Source organism: Pseudomonas sp. GW822-FHT04H02 (assembly GCF_058800645.1).
This window is the reverse complement of sequence record NZ_JBXAMM010000008.1, coordinates 39770-53989: the sequence shown is the minus strand read 5'-3', so window position 1 is coordinate 53989 and position 14220 is coordinate 39770. Positions and strand designations below refer to the sequence as shown.

Here is a 14220-nt window from a genome sequence, read left to right as displayed (position 1 = left end):
TCAAACTCAGCGGCCGATTGTTATAAGATCACATAACATTTATTTCATCTTCGCTCCGGAGACTTGCTATGCGCCGTCTGCTACTCGCCCTGCCGTTCGCCCTGTTGCCGCTGGCCGCCGCCCAGGCCGCGCAAGCCCATGATCACGAGCATGAACATGGCAGCCTCGGCGCCCACGAACATGGAGTCGGCCGTTTGAACGCAGTGCTCGACGGCCAGACCCTGGAACTGGAGCTGGAGAGCCCGGCAATGAACCTGGTGGGCTTCGAACACGCTCCGAGCACCGACGCCGACAAGGCCAAGGTGGCTGCCGCCCGCACCCAGCTGGAACAGCCGCTGGTACTGTTCAGCCTGCCCAAGGCAGCGGCGTGCGTGGTGGCCAAGCAGGAGCTGGAGAGCCCGCTGTTCGGCGACAAGCCCGATGCCGATGATCACGATGACGACGACCACGACGAAGATGCCAAGGACACCGCTGGCCACGAGCATCACCATGAGCACAGCGAGATCCACGCCCACTACCAGTTCACCTGCGCCAAGCCGGATGCCCTGAAGACCCTCGATCTGGGGCAGGTCTTCAAGACCTTCCCCGCCACCCAGAAAATTCAGGTACAACTCATTTCGCCGAATGGCCAGCAGGGCGTCGAAGCCAGCGCCACGGCGGCAACCCTGAAGTTCTGAGCGCCAACCCTGTAGCCGCTGCCTTCGGCGGCTACAACACTCATCCGATGATCGACCCGACATGACCCAAGCACTTATCGAACTGTCCAACCTGGGCTTCAACTGGCCCGGTCATCCACCGTTACTGGACATCCCGGACTTTCGCCTGGAAGTCGGCGAAACCCTGTTCCTCAAGGGCCCCAGCGGCAGCGGCAAGACCACCCTGCTGGGCCTGCTGGGCGGCGTGCAGAAACCCAACCAGGGCAGCATTCGCCTGCTGGGCCAGGAGCTGACCGAGCTTTCGGCCGGCGCCCGCGACCGCTTTCGCGTCGATCACACCGGCTACATCTTCCAGCAGTTCAACCTGCTGCCGTTTCTCTCGGTACGCGAGAACGTCGAGCTGCCCTGCCACTTCTCCAAGCTACGGGCCGGCCGCGCCGCACAGCGCCATGGCAGCGTCGACCAGGCCGCAGCCACCCTGCTGGCCCACCTGGGGCTGAAGGACCCGGAGCTGCTCGGCCGCCGCGCCGATTCGCTATCCATCGGCCAGCAGCAGCGGGTCGCTGCGGCCCGGGCGCTGATCGGCCAGCCGGAACTGGTGATTGCCGACGAACCGACTTCGGCGCTGGACCACGACGCCCGGGAAGCCTTCCTCCAATTGCTGTTCGCCGAATGCCGTGAAGCCGGGGCCAGCCTGCTGTTCGTCAGCCACGACCAGAGCCTGGCAGCGCTGTTCGATCGCAACCTGTCGCTGGCCGAACTCAATCGCGCCGCCAAGCCCGCAGAGGTCTGAGATGTATCTGTTCCGTCTAGCCATGGCCAGCCTGGCTAACCGTCGCTTCACCGCGATCCTCACCGCCTTCGCCATTGCCCTCTCGGTCTGCCTGCTGCTGGCGGTGGAGCGGGTGCGCACCGAAGCCCGGGCCAGTTTCGCCAGCACCATCAGTGGCACCGACCTGATCGTCGGCGCCCGTTCCGGTTCGGTGAACCTGCTGCTGTACTCGGTATTCCGCATCGGCAACGCCACCAACAACATCCGCTGGGACAGCTTCGAGCACTTCGCCAGCAACCCCAAGGTGAAATGGGCAATCCCGATTTCCCTGGGCGACTCCCACCGCGGCTACCGGGTGATGGGCACCACTGACGCCTACTTCCAGCACTACCAGTACGGCCACCAGCAGAACCTGCAACTGGCGGTGGGCCGGGCCTTCGCCAGCGACCCCTTCGAAGTGGTGCTGGGGGCCGAAGTCGCCGATGCCTTGCACTACAAGCTGGGGGACAAGCTGGTACTGGCCCACGGCGTGGCGGCCATCAGTCTGGTCAAGCACGACGACAAGCCCTTCACCGTGGTCGGCATCCTCAAGCGCACCGGCACTCCGGTGGACCGCACCCTGCACATCAGCCTGGGCGGCATGGAGGCGATCCACATCGACTGGCACAACGGCGTGCCGGCCCGTGGCGAGGGGCGCATCAGCGCCGACCAGGCGCGCAACATGGACCTGACGCCCCAGGCCATCACCGCCTTCATGCTGGGCCTCAACAGCAAGATCTCGACCTTCGCCCTGCAACGGGAGATCAACGAATTCCGCGGCGAGCCGATGCTGGCGATCCTGCCCGGCGTGGCCCTGCAGGAACTCTGGAGCCTGATGGGCACCGCCGAGAAAGCCTTGTTCGTGGTGTCGCTGTTCGTGGTCCTGACCGGCCTGATCGGCATGCTCACGGCGATCCTCACCAGCCTCAATGAACGCCGGCGGGAGATGGCCATCCTGCGCTCGGTGGGCGCGCGCCCCTGGCACATTGCGACCCTGCTGATCTTCGAAGCCTTCGCCCTGGCGCTGTTCGGGGTGCTGGCCGGGCTTGGCCTGCTGTACCTGGGCATCGCCCTGGCCCAGGGCTACGTGCAGTCGAATTACGGCCTGTACCTGCCACTGTCCTGGCCCAGCCAGTATGAGTGGACGCTGCTGGGCGGTATTCTGATCGCCGCGCTGCTGATGGGCAGCGTGCCGGCCTGGCGCGCCTACCGGCAATCCCTGGCCGATGGCCTGTCGATTCGTTTATGAGCCCTGGTTTATGAAGACCCAACGCTTGCTGCGCTCTCTGCTTGCCCTGTCGCTGCTGTTCAGCTCGCCGCTGTGGGCGGCGGGGGCTCCGAAGGACCTGACCTGGTCGGAAATGATCCCGCCGGACGCGCCGCCGGAAGTGCCGAACATGAAGCCGCTGCACGACCTGTCGCAGATGAGCGATGCGCTGTCCGCCGAATCGGCTCCCGCTGCCAAGCAGGACCTGCCCAATGCCCCGGTGGTGAAGAGCCTCGACGGCCAATCGGTGCGCCTGCCCGGCTACATCGTGCCCCTGGAAGTGAGCGAGGAAGGACGCACCACAGACTTCCTGCTGGTGCCCTACTTCGGCGCCTGCATCCACGTACCGCCACCGCCGTCGAACCAGATCGTCCACGTCACCAGCGAAGTCGGGGTGAAACTCGATGAGCTGTACCAGCCGTACTGGATCGAAGGCGACATGCAGGTCAAGCCCTCCACCAGCGAGCTGGCGGATGCCGGCTACCAGATGGTGGCGCAGAAGATCTACGTCTACGAGTTGCCGGAGTAAAAGAGTGCGGGCGGGCGACGCCCGGGGAACGTCAAAAGAGTGCGGGGCAAAAGAATAGTTCACCCCGCCAACCGGGGTTTGCCATTTCATTGAGCTGAGTCAAGGCGGTCAACTTGACGATCCTTACCATTGGACATAGCCAATCTGAATCGTCCTTTGGAGCTCCCATGCACAAGTCTCTGCTTAGCGCCTCCCTGATCGCGCTCGCACTCGCCGCCCCGATTGCCAACGCCCACGAAGCTGGTGACATCATCGTTCGTGCCGGTGCGATTACCGTCAAACCCAAAGCCAACAGCTCCGACGTCAAGGTCGACAGCGGCCCACTGGCTGGCGCCAACCTGGGCGGCAAGGCGACCATGGACAGCGACACTCAGCTGGGCTTGAACTTCGCCTACATGCTGACCAACAACATCGGTATCGAGTTGCTGGCCGCCACCCCGTTCGAACACGACGTGAAGATCCGCAACACGTCCCTGGCTCCGGCCAACGGCAAGCTGGGTACTCTCAAGCACCTGCCACCGACCCTGAGCGTGGTGTACTACCCGCTGGACCACAAGTCGGTGTTCCAACCCTACGTCGGTGCCGGTATCAACTACACCTGGATCTACGACGAGCACGTCGGCAGCCGCGCCCAGTCCGAAGGTTTCGACAACTTCCGCGCCAAGAACTCCTGGGGCCTGGCCTGGCAGATCGGTGCCGACTACATGCTGACCGACAACATCATGATCAACGCCCAGGCACGCTACATCGACATCGATACCCGCGCCTACGTGGACAACAACGCCCTGGCCGCCGGCACTCGTGCCAAGGTCAATGTGGACGTCGACCCATGGGTCTACATGGTGGGCCTGGGTTACAAGTTCTAAACCCGCCAGCAATAAAAAAGGCGCCTTGCAAGGCGCCTTTTTCATGTGCGTGTTTTCCCTCAGCGCCCCATCAGGCGGGCGAGGCCGACGCTCATCGGGGTCGGCTCGGGGAACTTGAAGCGCTGCAGCAGGCGCTGGTTGCCAGCCCGCGAATGGCGGATATCGCCCGCCCGAGCCGGGCCGTAGCTGATGGGTGGCAAGGCACCCACCACCTCGGCCAGGGCCGCGAGCATCTGCTTGAGGGTCGTGGCCTGGTTCAAGCCAACGTTGACCGCTCCCACTTCCAACTGCGGCGCCTCGATGGCCTGCACCAGCACCTGAACCAGATCGCCGACGTAGACGAAATCCCGGGTCTGCTCGCCATCGCCGAACACGGTGATCGGCAAGCCTTGCTGGGCCCGTTCGCTGAAGATGCTGATCACCCCGGAATAGGGCGAAGACGGATCCTGGCGCGGGCCGAAGATGTTGAAGAAGCGAAAGATCGCCGGTTCCAGCCCGTGCTGGCGCCGGTAGAAATCCAGGTAGTGCTCGCTGGCCAGCTTGTCCGAGGCATAAGGGGTCAGCGGCGCCTTGGCCGTGTCCTCGTCGATGGACTGGCCTTCCCCGTTGTTGCCATACACCGCGGCGCTGGAAGCGAACAGCACTCGCTTGACGCCGTGCTCACGCATGGCCTCACAGACATTCAGGGTACCGATGAAATTGCTCTGGTGGGTCTGCACCGGGTCGTCCACCGAGGCCTGCACCGAAGCCACCGCTGCCAGGTGCGCCACAGCGCAGCAGCCTTGCATGGCCTGGCTGACCAGCGACGCATCGGCCACATTGCCCTCGATCAGCTCGACCCGCGGATCAGCCAGCGGCAAGTTGCTCGGTTTACCGGTGGACAAGTCGTCCAGCACCCGCACCGCGTAGCCCTTGGCGAGCAGGGCATCGGCCAGGTGCGAGCCAATGAAACCGGCACCGCCGGTGATCAATACGAGGCCTTCAGCCATGACGATAAAACCTATCCAGTAAAGCCGGGAGCGCGGCACGCCAGGCGCGCGGCTTGATCCCGAAGGTATGAAGGATTTTCTTGCAGGCCAGTACTGCGTGCTGCGGTTCCTCGGCGGCATCGGCGCTGGCGGCATGGGCCTGGGCGGTCGGCGCCTCGATGGCCAGCGGGTGCAATTGCCGGGCTTCGGTCAGCACCGCCTGCCCCAGGGCCAGGGGCGTGGTCGCTTCCTGGCCGGCATAGTGGTAGGTGCCCCAAAGCGGCGCGGCGCAATCGAGCTGCTTGAGCACCGAGATGATCACCCGCGCGGCATCGTCCACCGGAGTCGGATTACCCCGCCGGTCGTCGGCCATCAACAGTTCGTCCGGGGATTCGGCCCGGGCCAGGAAACGCCCGAGAATGCCGTCCGGGCTGTCATCCAGCAGCCAGCCGAAACGCAGCAGCACGTGCTGCGGGCAGGTGGCGCGAACGCTTTGCTCGATCCGCCACAGAGCCTGGCCGCGCAGGCCCAGGGGCACCGGCTCGTCCTTTTCGCTGTAGGCAGTCGCCCGGGAGCCGTCGAACACCCGGTAGCTCGAAGGTTGCAGGAGGATGATGTTGTGATGCTGGCAAAGCTCTGCCAGGCGCTCGACCGCCCGTTCCTGGCCGCTCAAGCGCGCCTCGCTCACGCTCTCCGCCTGAAACCAGTCGAAGTAGTAAGCCAGGTTGATCAAGGCATCCGGGCGGGTGTCGTCGAGCAGTTGCGTAAGGCTCGCGGCATCCCAGCCGTCTTGCGGCGGACGGGGGGCGAGGAAACCGATGTCTTCCTCCGCACCCAGGCGAATCAGCGCCTGCCCAAGGGCATTTCCGCCGCCCAGTAACATAAGGCGCATTCGCATAGAGTCAGCAGGCCCAGTCTGTTCAGAACGATGGTTGGAGTCGGCCAGTCTCGTGGGGCTGGCCGTCGATAATTGCCGGAATCGTTGCATTTTGCGGGTTTGTGGCGCAAGCGTCACTCAGAAAGTGTCGAGGCCCCATGGAATCAACGGTGCTTGCAAGTTGCCGGATGCGGCCGCATAAATCCATCCATGAACCTTGCCCAATCCGTGAATCCGGTGCTGGACGGCTTCCACCCCGCTGTCAGCGCCTGGTTCAAGCATACCTTTGCCGCTGTGACCCCAGCCCAGGCCCGCGCCTGGCCGCTGATCGCCCAGCGCCGCTCGACCCTGATCGCCGCGCCCACCGGCTCCGGCAAGACCCTGACCGCCTTTCTCGCAGTGATCGATGACCTGGTGCGCCAGGGGCTGGCCGGCGGTGGCCAGCTGCCGGACGCCACCCTGGTGGTGTATGTGTCGCCACTCAAGGCCTTGAGCAATGACATTCAGATCAACCTGCAGCAGCCACTGGCGGGCATCACCGAGCAACTGCGCCGCATGGGCCTGCCGGAACTGTCCATCAGCACCGCGGTGCGCACCGGCGATACCCCGCAGAAAGACCGCAACGCCATGCGCAAGAGCGCGCCGCAGATCCTCGTCACCACCCCGGAATCCCTCTACGTGCTGCTGGGCTCGGATTCCGGCCGCAGGATGCTGGCCAGCACCCGCAGCGTGATCGTCGACGAAATCCACGCCCTGGCCGGCAGCAAGCGCGGCAGCCACCTGGCCCTGAGCCTGGAACGCTTGCAGGCCTTGTGCGCCGAACCCTTGCTGCGCATCGGCCTGTCCGCCACGCAGAAGCCCATCGAAGCCGTGTCGCGCTTTCTGGTGGGCCACGGCCGCCCTTGCGAAATCGTCGATATCGGCCACGCCCGGCCCCGGGACCTGGACATCGAAGTGCCGCCGGTGCCGCTGTCGGCGGTCATGGCCAATGACGTCTGGGAGCTGGTGTACGAGCGCCTCGCCAACCTGGCCAGGGAACACCGCACCACGCTGATATTCGTCAACACCCGGCGCCTGGCCGAGCGCCTGGCCCGCCACCTCAGCGAGCGCCTGGGCAAGCAGGCGGTGGCCGCGCACCACGGCAGCCTGGCCAAGGAGCAGCGCCTGGAAGCCGAGCAGCGACTCAAGGCCGGCGACCTGCAAGTGCTGATCGCTACCGCTTCCCTGGAGCTGGGGATCGATATCGGTGATGTCGACCTGGTGTGCCAGATCGGCTCGCCGCGCTCGATCTCGGCCTTTCTGCAGCGGGTCGGCCGCTCCGGTCACCAGGTGGGCGGCACGCCCAAGGGCCGGTTGTTCGCCCTGACCCGCGACGACCTGATCGAATGCGCCGCCCTGCTCGACTGCGTGCGCCGGGGCGAACTGGACACTCTACTGATTCCCCATGCCCCCCTGGATGTGCTGGCCCAGCAGATCGTCGCTGAAGTCAGCTGCCAGGAGTGGTCGGAAGCCGCGCTGCTGGACATGCTGCGCCAGGCCGCGCCCTACGCCGACCTGGATCAGGCCCACTACCAGGCGCTGTTGCAGATGCTCGCCGAGGGCTTCAACGGGCGCCAGGGCCTGCGCAGCGCCTACCTGCACCGCGACGCCCTGGTCCGCACCCTGCGCGGGCGCCGAGGCGCCCAACTGACCGCGCTGACCAGCGGCGGGACCATCCCCGACAACGCCGACTACAGCGTGCTGCTGGAGCCCCAGGGGCTGAACATTGGCAGCGTCAACGAAGACTTCGCCGTGGAAAGCATTGCCGGCGACGTGTTCCAGCTGGGCAACACCTCCTATCGCATCCTGCGGGTGGAAACCGGCAAGGTGCGGGTCGAGGATGCCCAGGGCCAGCCGCCGAACATTCCCTTCTGGCTCGGCGAAGCCCCCGGGCGCAGCGCCGAACTCTCCAGTGCCGTGGCGCGCCTGCTGGCCCAACTCGACGAGTTGCTCGGCGCCACGCCCGGCCAGTTGCAAGCGGCCATCCACTGGTTGCACCACGAACTGGGCCTGAACCTGGCCAGCGCCGAGCAACTGGTGGATTACCTGGCACCGGCGCGCCTGGCCCTGGGCGCGCTGCCGTCCCAGGACACGCTGATCATGGAGCGCTTCTTCGACGAGTCCGGCGGCACCCAACTGGTGATCCACAGCCCCTTCGGCAGCCGCATCAACCGCGCCTGGGGCCTGGCCCTGCGCAAGCGCTTCTGCCGCACCTTCAATTTCGAATTGCAGGCGGCCGCCAGCGAGGACGCGATCGTCCTTTCCCTGTCCACCAGCCACAGCTTCGCCCTGGACGAGGTCTGGCGTTACCTGCACAGCAACAGCGCCGAACACATCCTGGTCCAGGCGCTGCTGGACGCACCGCTGTTCGGCGTGCGCTGGCGCTGGAACGCCGGAGTGGCGCTGGCCCTGCCGCGCTACAGCGGCGGGCGCAAAGTGCCGCCGCAGATCCAGCGCATGAAAAGCGAAGACCTGATCGCCAGCGTGTTTCCCGACCAGATCGCCTGCCTGGAAAACCTGGCCGGCGAGCGCGAGATTCCCGACCATCCGCTGGTGGAGCAGACCCTCGACGACTGCCTGCACGAAGCCATGGACAGCGAAGGCTGGTTGAACCTGCTGCGGCGCATGGAACAGGGCCAGGTGCGCCTGCTCAGCCGCGAACTGCCGGCGCCCTCGCCCCTGGCGGCGGAAATCCTCAGCGCCAAGCCCTACACCTTTCTCGATGACGCCCCCCTGGAGGAACGCCGTACCCAGGCGGTGCTGGCCCGGCGCTGGAGCGACCCGCAAGCCACCGACGACCTGGGCGCCCTGGATGCCGAAGCGATTGCCGCGGTGGCCGCCGAAGCCTGGCCAGCCCCGGCCAGTGCCGATGAAATGCACGAAGCGCTGATGAGCCTGGCCTGTATCAGCGAAGCCGAGGCCCAGGCCAACCTCCACTGGCCCGAGTGGCTGCAAGCCCTTTCCAGCCAGGGCCGCGCCTGCCGCTTGCAGGCCGGCCCGGGCGGCGGCTTGTGGCTGGCCCTGGAGCGCATCTGCTGTCTGCGGGCGCTGTACCCTCAGGCCGCCTTGCAACCCGCGCTGCAACCGGTCCCCGGTTTCGACCAGGCCTGGGAGGAACAGCCGGCCCTGGTGGAGCTGATTCGCGCCCGCCTCAGCGGCTTCGCTCCCCTGACCCTGGCGCAGATCGCCGCGCCCCTGGGCCTGCCCGCTTCCAGCATCCACCAGGCGCTGATCCAGCTGGAGAGCGAAGGTTATGTGCTGCGGGGGCGCTTCAGCCCTGGCGGCGATGAAGAACAGTGGTGCGAGCGTCACCTGCTGGCGCGGATCCACCGCTACACGGTGAAGCGCCTGCGCCGGGAAATCGAACCGGTGGCCTTGCAGGATTTCATGCGCTTTCTGTTCGACTGGCAGCACCTGTCGCCGGGTACCCAGGGCCAGGGCAGCGCCATGCTGGCCGAGCTGGTCGCGCAGTTCGAAGGCTACCCCGCAGCGGCCTCGGCCTGGGACAGCGACCTGCTGCCGGCGCGCCTGAAGGATTACTCCGCCAGTTGGCTGGATGACCTGTGCCGCAGCGGCAAGGTGGTCTGGAGCCGGATCAACAGCAGCGGCAAGATCGCCGGCAGCGCCCTGCGCAGCACCCCTATCGTGTTGCTGCCCCGGGCCCGCGTGGCGCTCTGGAACGCCCTGACCTGCCCCATCGACAGCAGTGACCTGTCACCCAAGGCGCAGAAGGTTCACGCCGTACTGAGCCAGCTGGGCGCACTGTTTTTCGATGAACTGCTGCAAGAAGCCCACCTGCTGCGCAGCGAACTGGAAACCGTGCTGCAGGAACTGGTGGGCGCCGGATGGGTGAATGCCGACAGCTTCGCCGGGCTGCGGGCCCTGATCACCCCGGCCAGCAAGCGCCAGAACCGCAGCAGCCGACGGGGTCGCGGCGCCTTCGTCGGAGGAATGGACGACGCGGGGCGCTGGGCCTTGTTGCGCCGCGCCGCCAGCGAGGATAGCGCCGCCACCCTGGAGCACGTGGCCATGACCCTGCTACGCCGCTATGGCGTGGTGTTCTGGCGCCTGCTGGAGCGCGAGGCCGACTGGCTGCCCAACTGGCGCGATTTGCTGCGTACCTTCCATCGCCTGGAAGCCCGCGGAGAAATTCGCGGCGGGCGCTTCGTCAGCGGCCTGGCCGGCGAGCAGTTCGCCCTGCCGGAAGCCATACCGCTACTGCGCGAAGTGCGCCGCCGGCCCCATGACGGCAGCCTGATCGCGGTGTGCGGCGTCGACCCGCTGAACCTTGCCGGGACCCTGCTGCCCGGGCCCAAGGTCCCGGCCCTGAGCGGCAACCGCCTGGTGTTCCGCGACGGCCTGCCGGCGGCCGCCGACATCGGCGGCACCCAGCACCTGTGGCTGGAGCTGGAACCCCAGGCCGCCCAGGCCCTGCGCAACAAGCTCATCCGGCACTGACCTCCCCCCGAAGGAGCCGGCTGCCGGCGAAAGGGCCCGAAGCCCTGAGCCACATCCAGCGGCCTCTTCGCTGGCAAGCCAGCTCCTACACAGGCAGCAGGCGCCCTTCCAGACAATCCACGCCCACCCTCGTAGGAGCCGGCTTGCCGGCGAAAAGGCTCGTGAGCCCTGCGCCACATCCAGCTGCCCTTACGCTGGCCGTCGTTGCGCAATCATTGCGGGCGTGGGGATTCGGGGAGCAGCAGCGCCGAGTCGTCCTGTTCCGGTTCGTCTTCATGCACCCGCCGCGCCGGTAGCACCACCGGCTGTGGATAAGTCTGGGCGAAATGCACCCAGGGGCAGTTATCCACAAGCTTTTTCAGACGCTGGTTGAAGGCCCGGCTCACCGCGTACTGGCCGCCGGACACCGTGCGGAACTGGGCCGTCAGCACCACGCCGTTGAGGTCCATCTTGTCCACCCCGAACACGTCCAGGCCGCCTTGCAGGTTGTAGCGCAGGAAGCTGTCCTCGCTGATGGAACGCCCGGCTTCGCGGATCAGTTCGATGGCCTTGTCGACGTCGGTGTCGTAGGTGAACTGCACCGAGAAGAAGGCATAGGCGAACTGCCGCGACTGGTTGGTGACCGCCTTGATCTGGCCGAACGGTACCGAATGCACGAAACCCTTGCCGTCGCGCAGGCGCAGGGTGCGGATGGTCAGGCCCTCGACGGTGCCGGCATGGCCGGAGTCGAGCACCACCCAGTCACCAATGGACAGGGTGTCTTCGATGATGATGAACAGGCCGGTGATCACGTCCTGCACCAGTTGCTGGGAACCGAAACCGATGGCCAGGCCTACCACCCCGGCACCGGCCAGCAGCGGCGCGACGTTGATCCCCAGGTTGGCCATGGTGGTGATCGCGCAGATCACCACCAGGATGATTTTGATCGCATTGCGCAGCAGCGGCAGGATGGTCTTGACCCGGGTACTGGGCTGACGCGCCGAACGCTTGTTGGCCGGTGGCTTGAGGGCCTCCTGGATCGCCGTGTCGAGCACCACCCACAGCAGCCAGGTCACCAGGAAGATCAGGCCGATGCTGCTCAGGGAGTCGCTGATGGCCCGGCCCACGGTATTGCGCTGGGCGAACTCGAACAGCGAGATCCCCCAGATGCGCCCGAGGATCTCGATGAAGGCGATGGCCATGACGATCCGCAGCAGGGCGTGCAACAGGCTCAGGAAACGCTCCTTGTAGGCGCTGCTGCGCTGAATCGTCTGGGCGCTACGGGACTTGAACAGGTGCTGCAGCACGGTGCTGAGGAACACCGTGGCGATCAGCAGCACGGTGGTCAGCAAGGCGCAGCGCAGGGCCTGCTGGCTGTCCTCGCCGGCACCGATCAGGCTCACCGCCGAGACCAGCACCATCAGCAGGATCGGCCAGTACCAGAGCCCGGAAAAGATCCGCAGCGACTCCTGCAACGCCGGCTGTTTCAGACGCTGGGCCAGGGAGCGGTTGCGGATCAGGTGCGCCACCGGCCGGCGCAGGCGGATCACCAGCACCGCGAAGATCAGCGAGGCCAGCAGGCCGGTGAATACCGCCACGCTGCTGGTGATATTGCCCCCCAGCTGGCGGGCGATCTGCGGGCTGGTCAGGGCATCGCTGAGAGCCGCAAGGAAACCGATCAGAAACAGCGGTTTCGGGCAGTAGCCACGGATGATCCGCACCGCGGGCCGCTTGTGCCCGACGTTGAACATCACGATCAGGCACAACAGCACCGAGGTCGAGACGATGCCGCTGCTGGTGGCATAGGCCAGGCACAGGGCCAGCGCCCGCCCCACCGAACCGTTCAGGGAATGGCTGACGTAAAGCGTCAGCGGCAGGCAGACCAAGGCCGGCAAGGTGTAAGGCAGCAGGTATTCCAACAGGCCCTGGCCTCGGGGCCGGGCTTGCAGCCAGGGCCGCTGGCTCAGCCGCCGTACCAGCAGCCCGGCCAGCACCGTGAGCAGGGCGAAGCTGCCCAGCCAGGTGCCGGACAAGGTGAGGAAATCCCCGGCCACGCTCCAGCCCGAACGGTCCGAGGGTTGGTTCACCAGGCGCCCCACTTCGTCCGCCGCGCGGTCGGCCCGCAGGCGCCAGGCGTCGATCAGGTTTTCATTGAGGTCGAGCTTGTCCTGGACATCGTCGATGCTCGAACTGATGGCGCCCAGCAGGCCCCCTTCCACCAGCAGTTCCGGCTTGGCCGGGGCCGCCGCCGGGGCTGTTGCGGCAGTGGCGGCGCAGAGCTCGCTGCTGCCCAGAACGAGCAGCATCCCGAGCAAGATCGCGGTCTTGAAATTCAACACAACGCAGGGCTCCTTCAGCAGGGTCTGTAAGGAACTGATCAGCAAACGCCCGGCAAGTTCGCTTCAGTTGCCCCCGGGGCCGGCGCGCCGGTGAACGACGGGCTCCGGGATCCTTGACCCACAGGCAAATATCTTGTGCCGATAGGGCTCTTTTTCCGCACGAGTCAAACCCGGACACTGCGCGCCAATCCCACTTTCACCGGAGTTGCAGTGATGCCCATTGCCCTGCTCGCGCTGACCCTCAGCGCATTCGCCATCGGCACGACCGAGTTCGTTATCGTTGGCCTGCTACCCACCATAGGTACCGACCTCGGGGTCAGCCTGCCGTCCGCCGGCCTGCTGGTCAGCCTCTACGCTCTGGGCGTGGCGATTGGCGCCCCGGTGCTCACCGCCCTCAGCGGCAAGGTGCCGCGCAAGCTGTTGCTGCTGTCGCTGATGGTGCTGTTCACCCTTGGCAACCTGCTGGCCTGGAAGGCACCCGGGTATGAATCCCTGGTGCTGGCACGGATTGTCACGGGCCTGGCCCACGGGGTGTTTTTCTCCATCGGCTCGACCATCGCCACCAGCCTGGTACCCAAGGAAAAAGCCGCCAGCGCGATCGCCATCATGTTCACCGGGCTCACCGTGGCCCTGGTCACCGGCGTACCCCTGGGCACCTTTATCGGCCAGCATCTGGGCTGGCGCGAAACCTTCCTCGCAGTGTCCGCCCTGGGGGTGATCGCCTTTATCGGCAGCCTGCTGTTCGTGCCGAAGAATATTACCCACCGCCCGCCGGCGTCGCTGCTGCAACAACTGCAGGTGCTCAAGCAACCGCGCCTGCTGCTGGTGTACGCCATGACCGCGGTGGGTTACGGCGGCTCGTTCATCGCCTTCACCTTCCTGGCGCCGATCCTCCAGGACATTTCCGGCTTCAGCGCCGGCACCGTGAGCCTGGTGCTGCTGGTGTACGGCGTGTCGGTGGCGGTGGGCAATATCTGGGGCGGCAAATTGGCGGACCGGCGCGGACCGATCGGCGCCCTGAAGATCATCTTCGCCCTGCTCGCCGCGGTGCTGCTGATGCTCAGCCTCACCGCCGGCAACCCATGGCTGGCGCTGCTGACCGTGCTGCTGTGGGGCGCGGTGGCGTTTGGCAACGTACCGGGGCTGCAGGTCTATGTGGTACGTCAGGCCGAGCACTACACACCCCAGGCGGTGGACGTGGCGTCCGGCCTGAACATTGCCGCCTTCAACCTGGGGATTGCCGGTGGAGCCTGGCTGGGGGGCTTGATCGTCGCTCGCCTGGGGCTGATCCACACCGCTTGGATCGGCGCGCTGGTGGTGCTGGTGGCCCTGGCCCTGACCGTCTTGAGCGGCCACCTGGATCGCCGCAACCCGCTAGCGTTCGCGCCGGCCGGCGGCAGCGTCCGGGCAGTGGCCGGCCACTGAACAGGC

Annotated in this window: 10 protein-coding genes; 7 read left to right on the top strand and 3 right to left on the bottom strand. The window is 66.1% G+C overall.

The features are described 5' to 3' along the window. Window positions 1-68 precede the first annotated feature (68 nt). The 5 genes from AC1RMG_RS28435 (at window position 69) to AC1RMG_RS28415 (ending at window position 4129) form a co-directional block, all read left to right on the top strand. Window positions 69-677: a DUF2796 domain-containing protein gene (locus AC1RMG_RS28435; protein WP_011063744.1), complete on the top strand. Its 609-nt coding sequence runs from the start codon at window positions 69-71 to the stop codon at window positions 675-677. 61 nt (window positions 678-738) lie between these two features. Next, a complete protein-coding gene (locus tag AC1RMG_RS28430; RefSeq protein ID WP_019093216.1) occupies window positions 739-1449 on the top strand; it encodes an ABC transporter ATP-binding protein in 711 nt (236 codons plus the stop codon). Window position 1450: 1 nt separating this feature from the next. Continuing rightward, a complete protein-coding gene (locus AC1RMG_RS28425; RefSeq protein WP_015637208.1) occupies window positions 1451-2716 on the top strand; it encodes an ABC transporter permease in 1266 nt (421 codons plus the stop codon). 25 nt (window positions 2717-2741) lie between these two features. Next, window positions 2742-3263 (top strand): DUF3299 domain-containing protein, encoded by a 522-nt coding sequence (locus AC1RMG_RS28420; RefSeq protein WP_169893459.1) that lies wholly within the window; start codon window positions 2742-2744, stop codon window positions 3261-3263. 167 nt (window positions 3264-3430) lie between these two features. After that, window positions 3431-4129, top strand: coding sequence for an OmpW/AlkL family protein (locus AC1RMG_RS28415; RefSeq protein WP_011063748.1), 699 nt, complete (start codon window positions 3431-3433; stop codon window positions 4127-4129). A 59-nt stretch (window positions 4130-4188) separates the two neighbouring features. Here the strand turns inward: AC1RMG_RS28415 and AC1RMG_RS28410 are convergent, their stop codons facing one another. Together AC1RMG_RS28410 and AC1RMG_RS28405 are read right to left on the bottom strand one after the other, a co-directional pair. Further along, window positions 4189-5118 (bottom strand): NAD-dependent epimerase/dehydratase family protein, encoded by a 930-nt coding sequence (locus AC1RMG_RS28410; protein WP_011063749.1) that lies wholly within the window; start codon window positions 5116-5118, stop codon window positions 4189-4191. Then, window positions 5111-5995 (bottom strand): sugar nucleotide-binding protein, encoded by an 885-nt coding sequence (locus AC1RMG_RS28405; RefSeq protein ID WP_036995925.1) that lies wholly within the window; start codon window positions 5993-5995, stop codon window positions 5111-5113. The genes AC1RMG_RS28410 and AC1RMG_RS28405 overlap by 8 nt, the downstream gene beginning before the upstream one ends. A 189-nt stretch (window positions 5996-6184) precedes the next feature. Here AC1RMG_RS28405 and AC1RMG_RS28400 point away from each other — a divergent pair, with 189 nt between their 5' ends. Continuing rightward, window positions 6185-10471: a DEAD/DEAH box helicase gene (locus AC1RMG_RS28400; RefSeq protein WP_493170801.1), complete on the top strand. Its 4287-nt coding sequence runs from the start codon at window positions 6185-6187 to the stop codon at window positions 10469-10471. 212 nt (window positions 10472-10683) lie between these two features. Here AC1RMG_RS28400 and AC1RMG_RS28395 read toward each other — a convergent pair whose 3' ends face one another. Beyond that, window positions 10684-12789 (bottom strand): mechanosensitive ion channel family protein, encoded by a 2106-nt coding sequence (locus AC1RMG_RS28395; protein WP_041120721.1) that lies wholly within the window; start codon window positions 12787-12789, stop codon window positions 10684-10686. A 213-nt stretch (window positions 12790-13002) separates the two neighbouring features. On the opposite strand from AC1RMG_RS28395, the gene AC1RMG_RS28390 reads away from it, so the two are divergent. Then, window positions 13003-14214 (top strand): MFS transporter, encoded by a 1212-nt coding sequence (locus tag AC1RMG_RS28390; RefSeq protein ID WP_210671964.1) that lies wholly within the window; start codon window positions 13003-13005, stop codon window positions 14212-14214. Window positions 14215-14220 lie beyond the last annotated feature (6 nt).

What these genes read in the sequence shown, in the direction of transcription:
- AC1RMG_RS28435 (WP_011063744.1), top strand. Translation starts at nt 69, where the DNA reads ATGCGCCGTCTGCTACTCGCCCTGCCGTTCGCCCTGTTGCCGCTGGCC.
- AC1RMG_RS28410 (WP_011063749.1), bottom strand. Translation starts at nt 5,118, where the DNA reads ATGGCTGAAGGCCTCGTATTGATCACCGGCGGTGCCGGTTTCATTGGC.
- AC1RMG_RS28400 (WP_493170801.1), top strand. Translation starts at nt 6,185, where the DNA reads ATGAACCTTGCCCAATCCGTGAATCCGGTGCTGGACGGCTTCCACCCC.
- AC1RMG_RS28425 (WP_015637208.1), top strand. Translation starts at nt 1,451, where the DNA reads ATGTATCTGTTCCGTCTAGCCATGGCCAGCCTGGCTAACCGTCGCTTC.
- AC1RMG_RS28390 (WP_210671964.1), top strand. Translation starts at nt 13,003, where the DNA reads ATGCCCATTGCCCTGCTCGCGCTGACCCTCAGCGCATTCGCCATCGGC.
- AC1RMG_RS28430 (WP_019093216.1), top strand. Translation starts at nt 739, where the DNA reads ATGACCCAAGCACTTATCGAACTGTCCAACCTGGGCTTCAACTGGCCC.
- AC1RMG_RS28415 (WP_011063748.1), top strand. Translation starts at nt 3,431, where the DNA reads ATGCACAAGTCTCTGCTTAGCGCCTCCCTGATCGCGCTCGCACTCGCC.
- AC1RMG_RS28405 (WP_036995925.1), bottom strand. Translation starts at nt 5,995, where the DNA reads ATGCGAATGCGCCTTATGTTACTGGGCGGCGGAAATGCCCTTGGGCAG.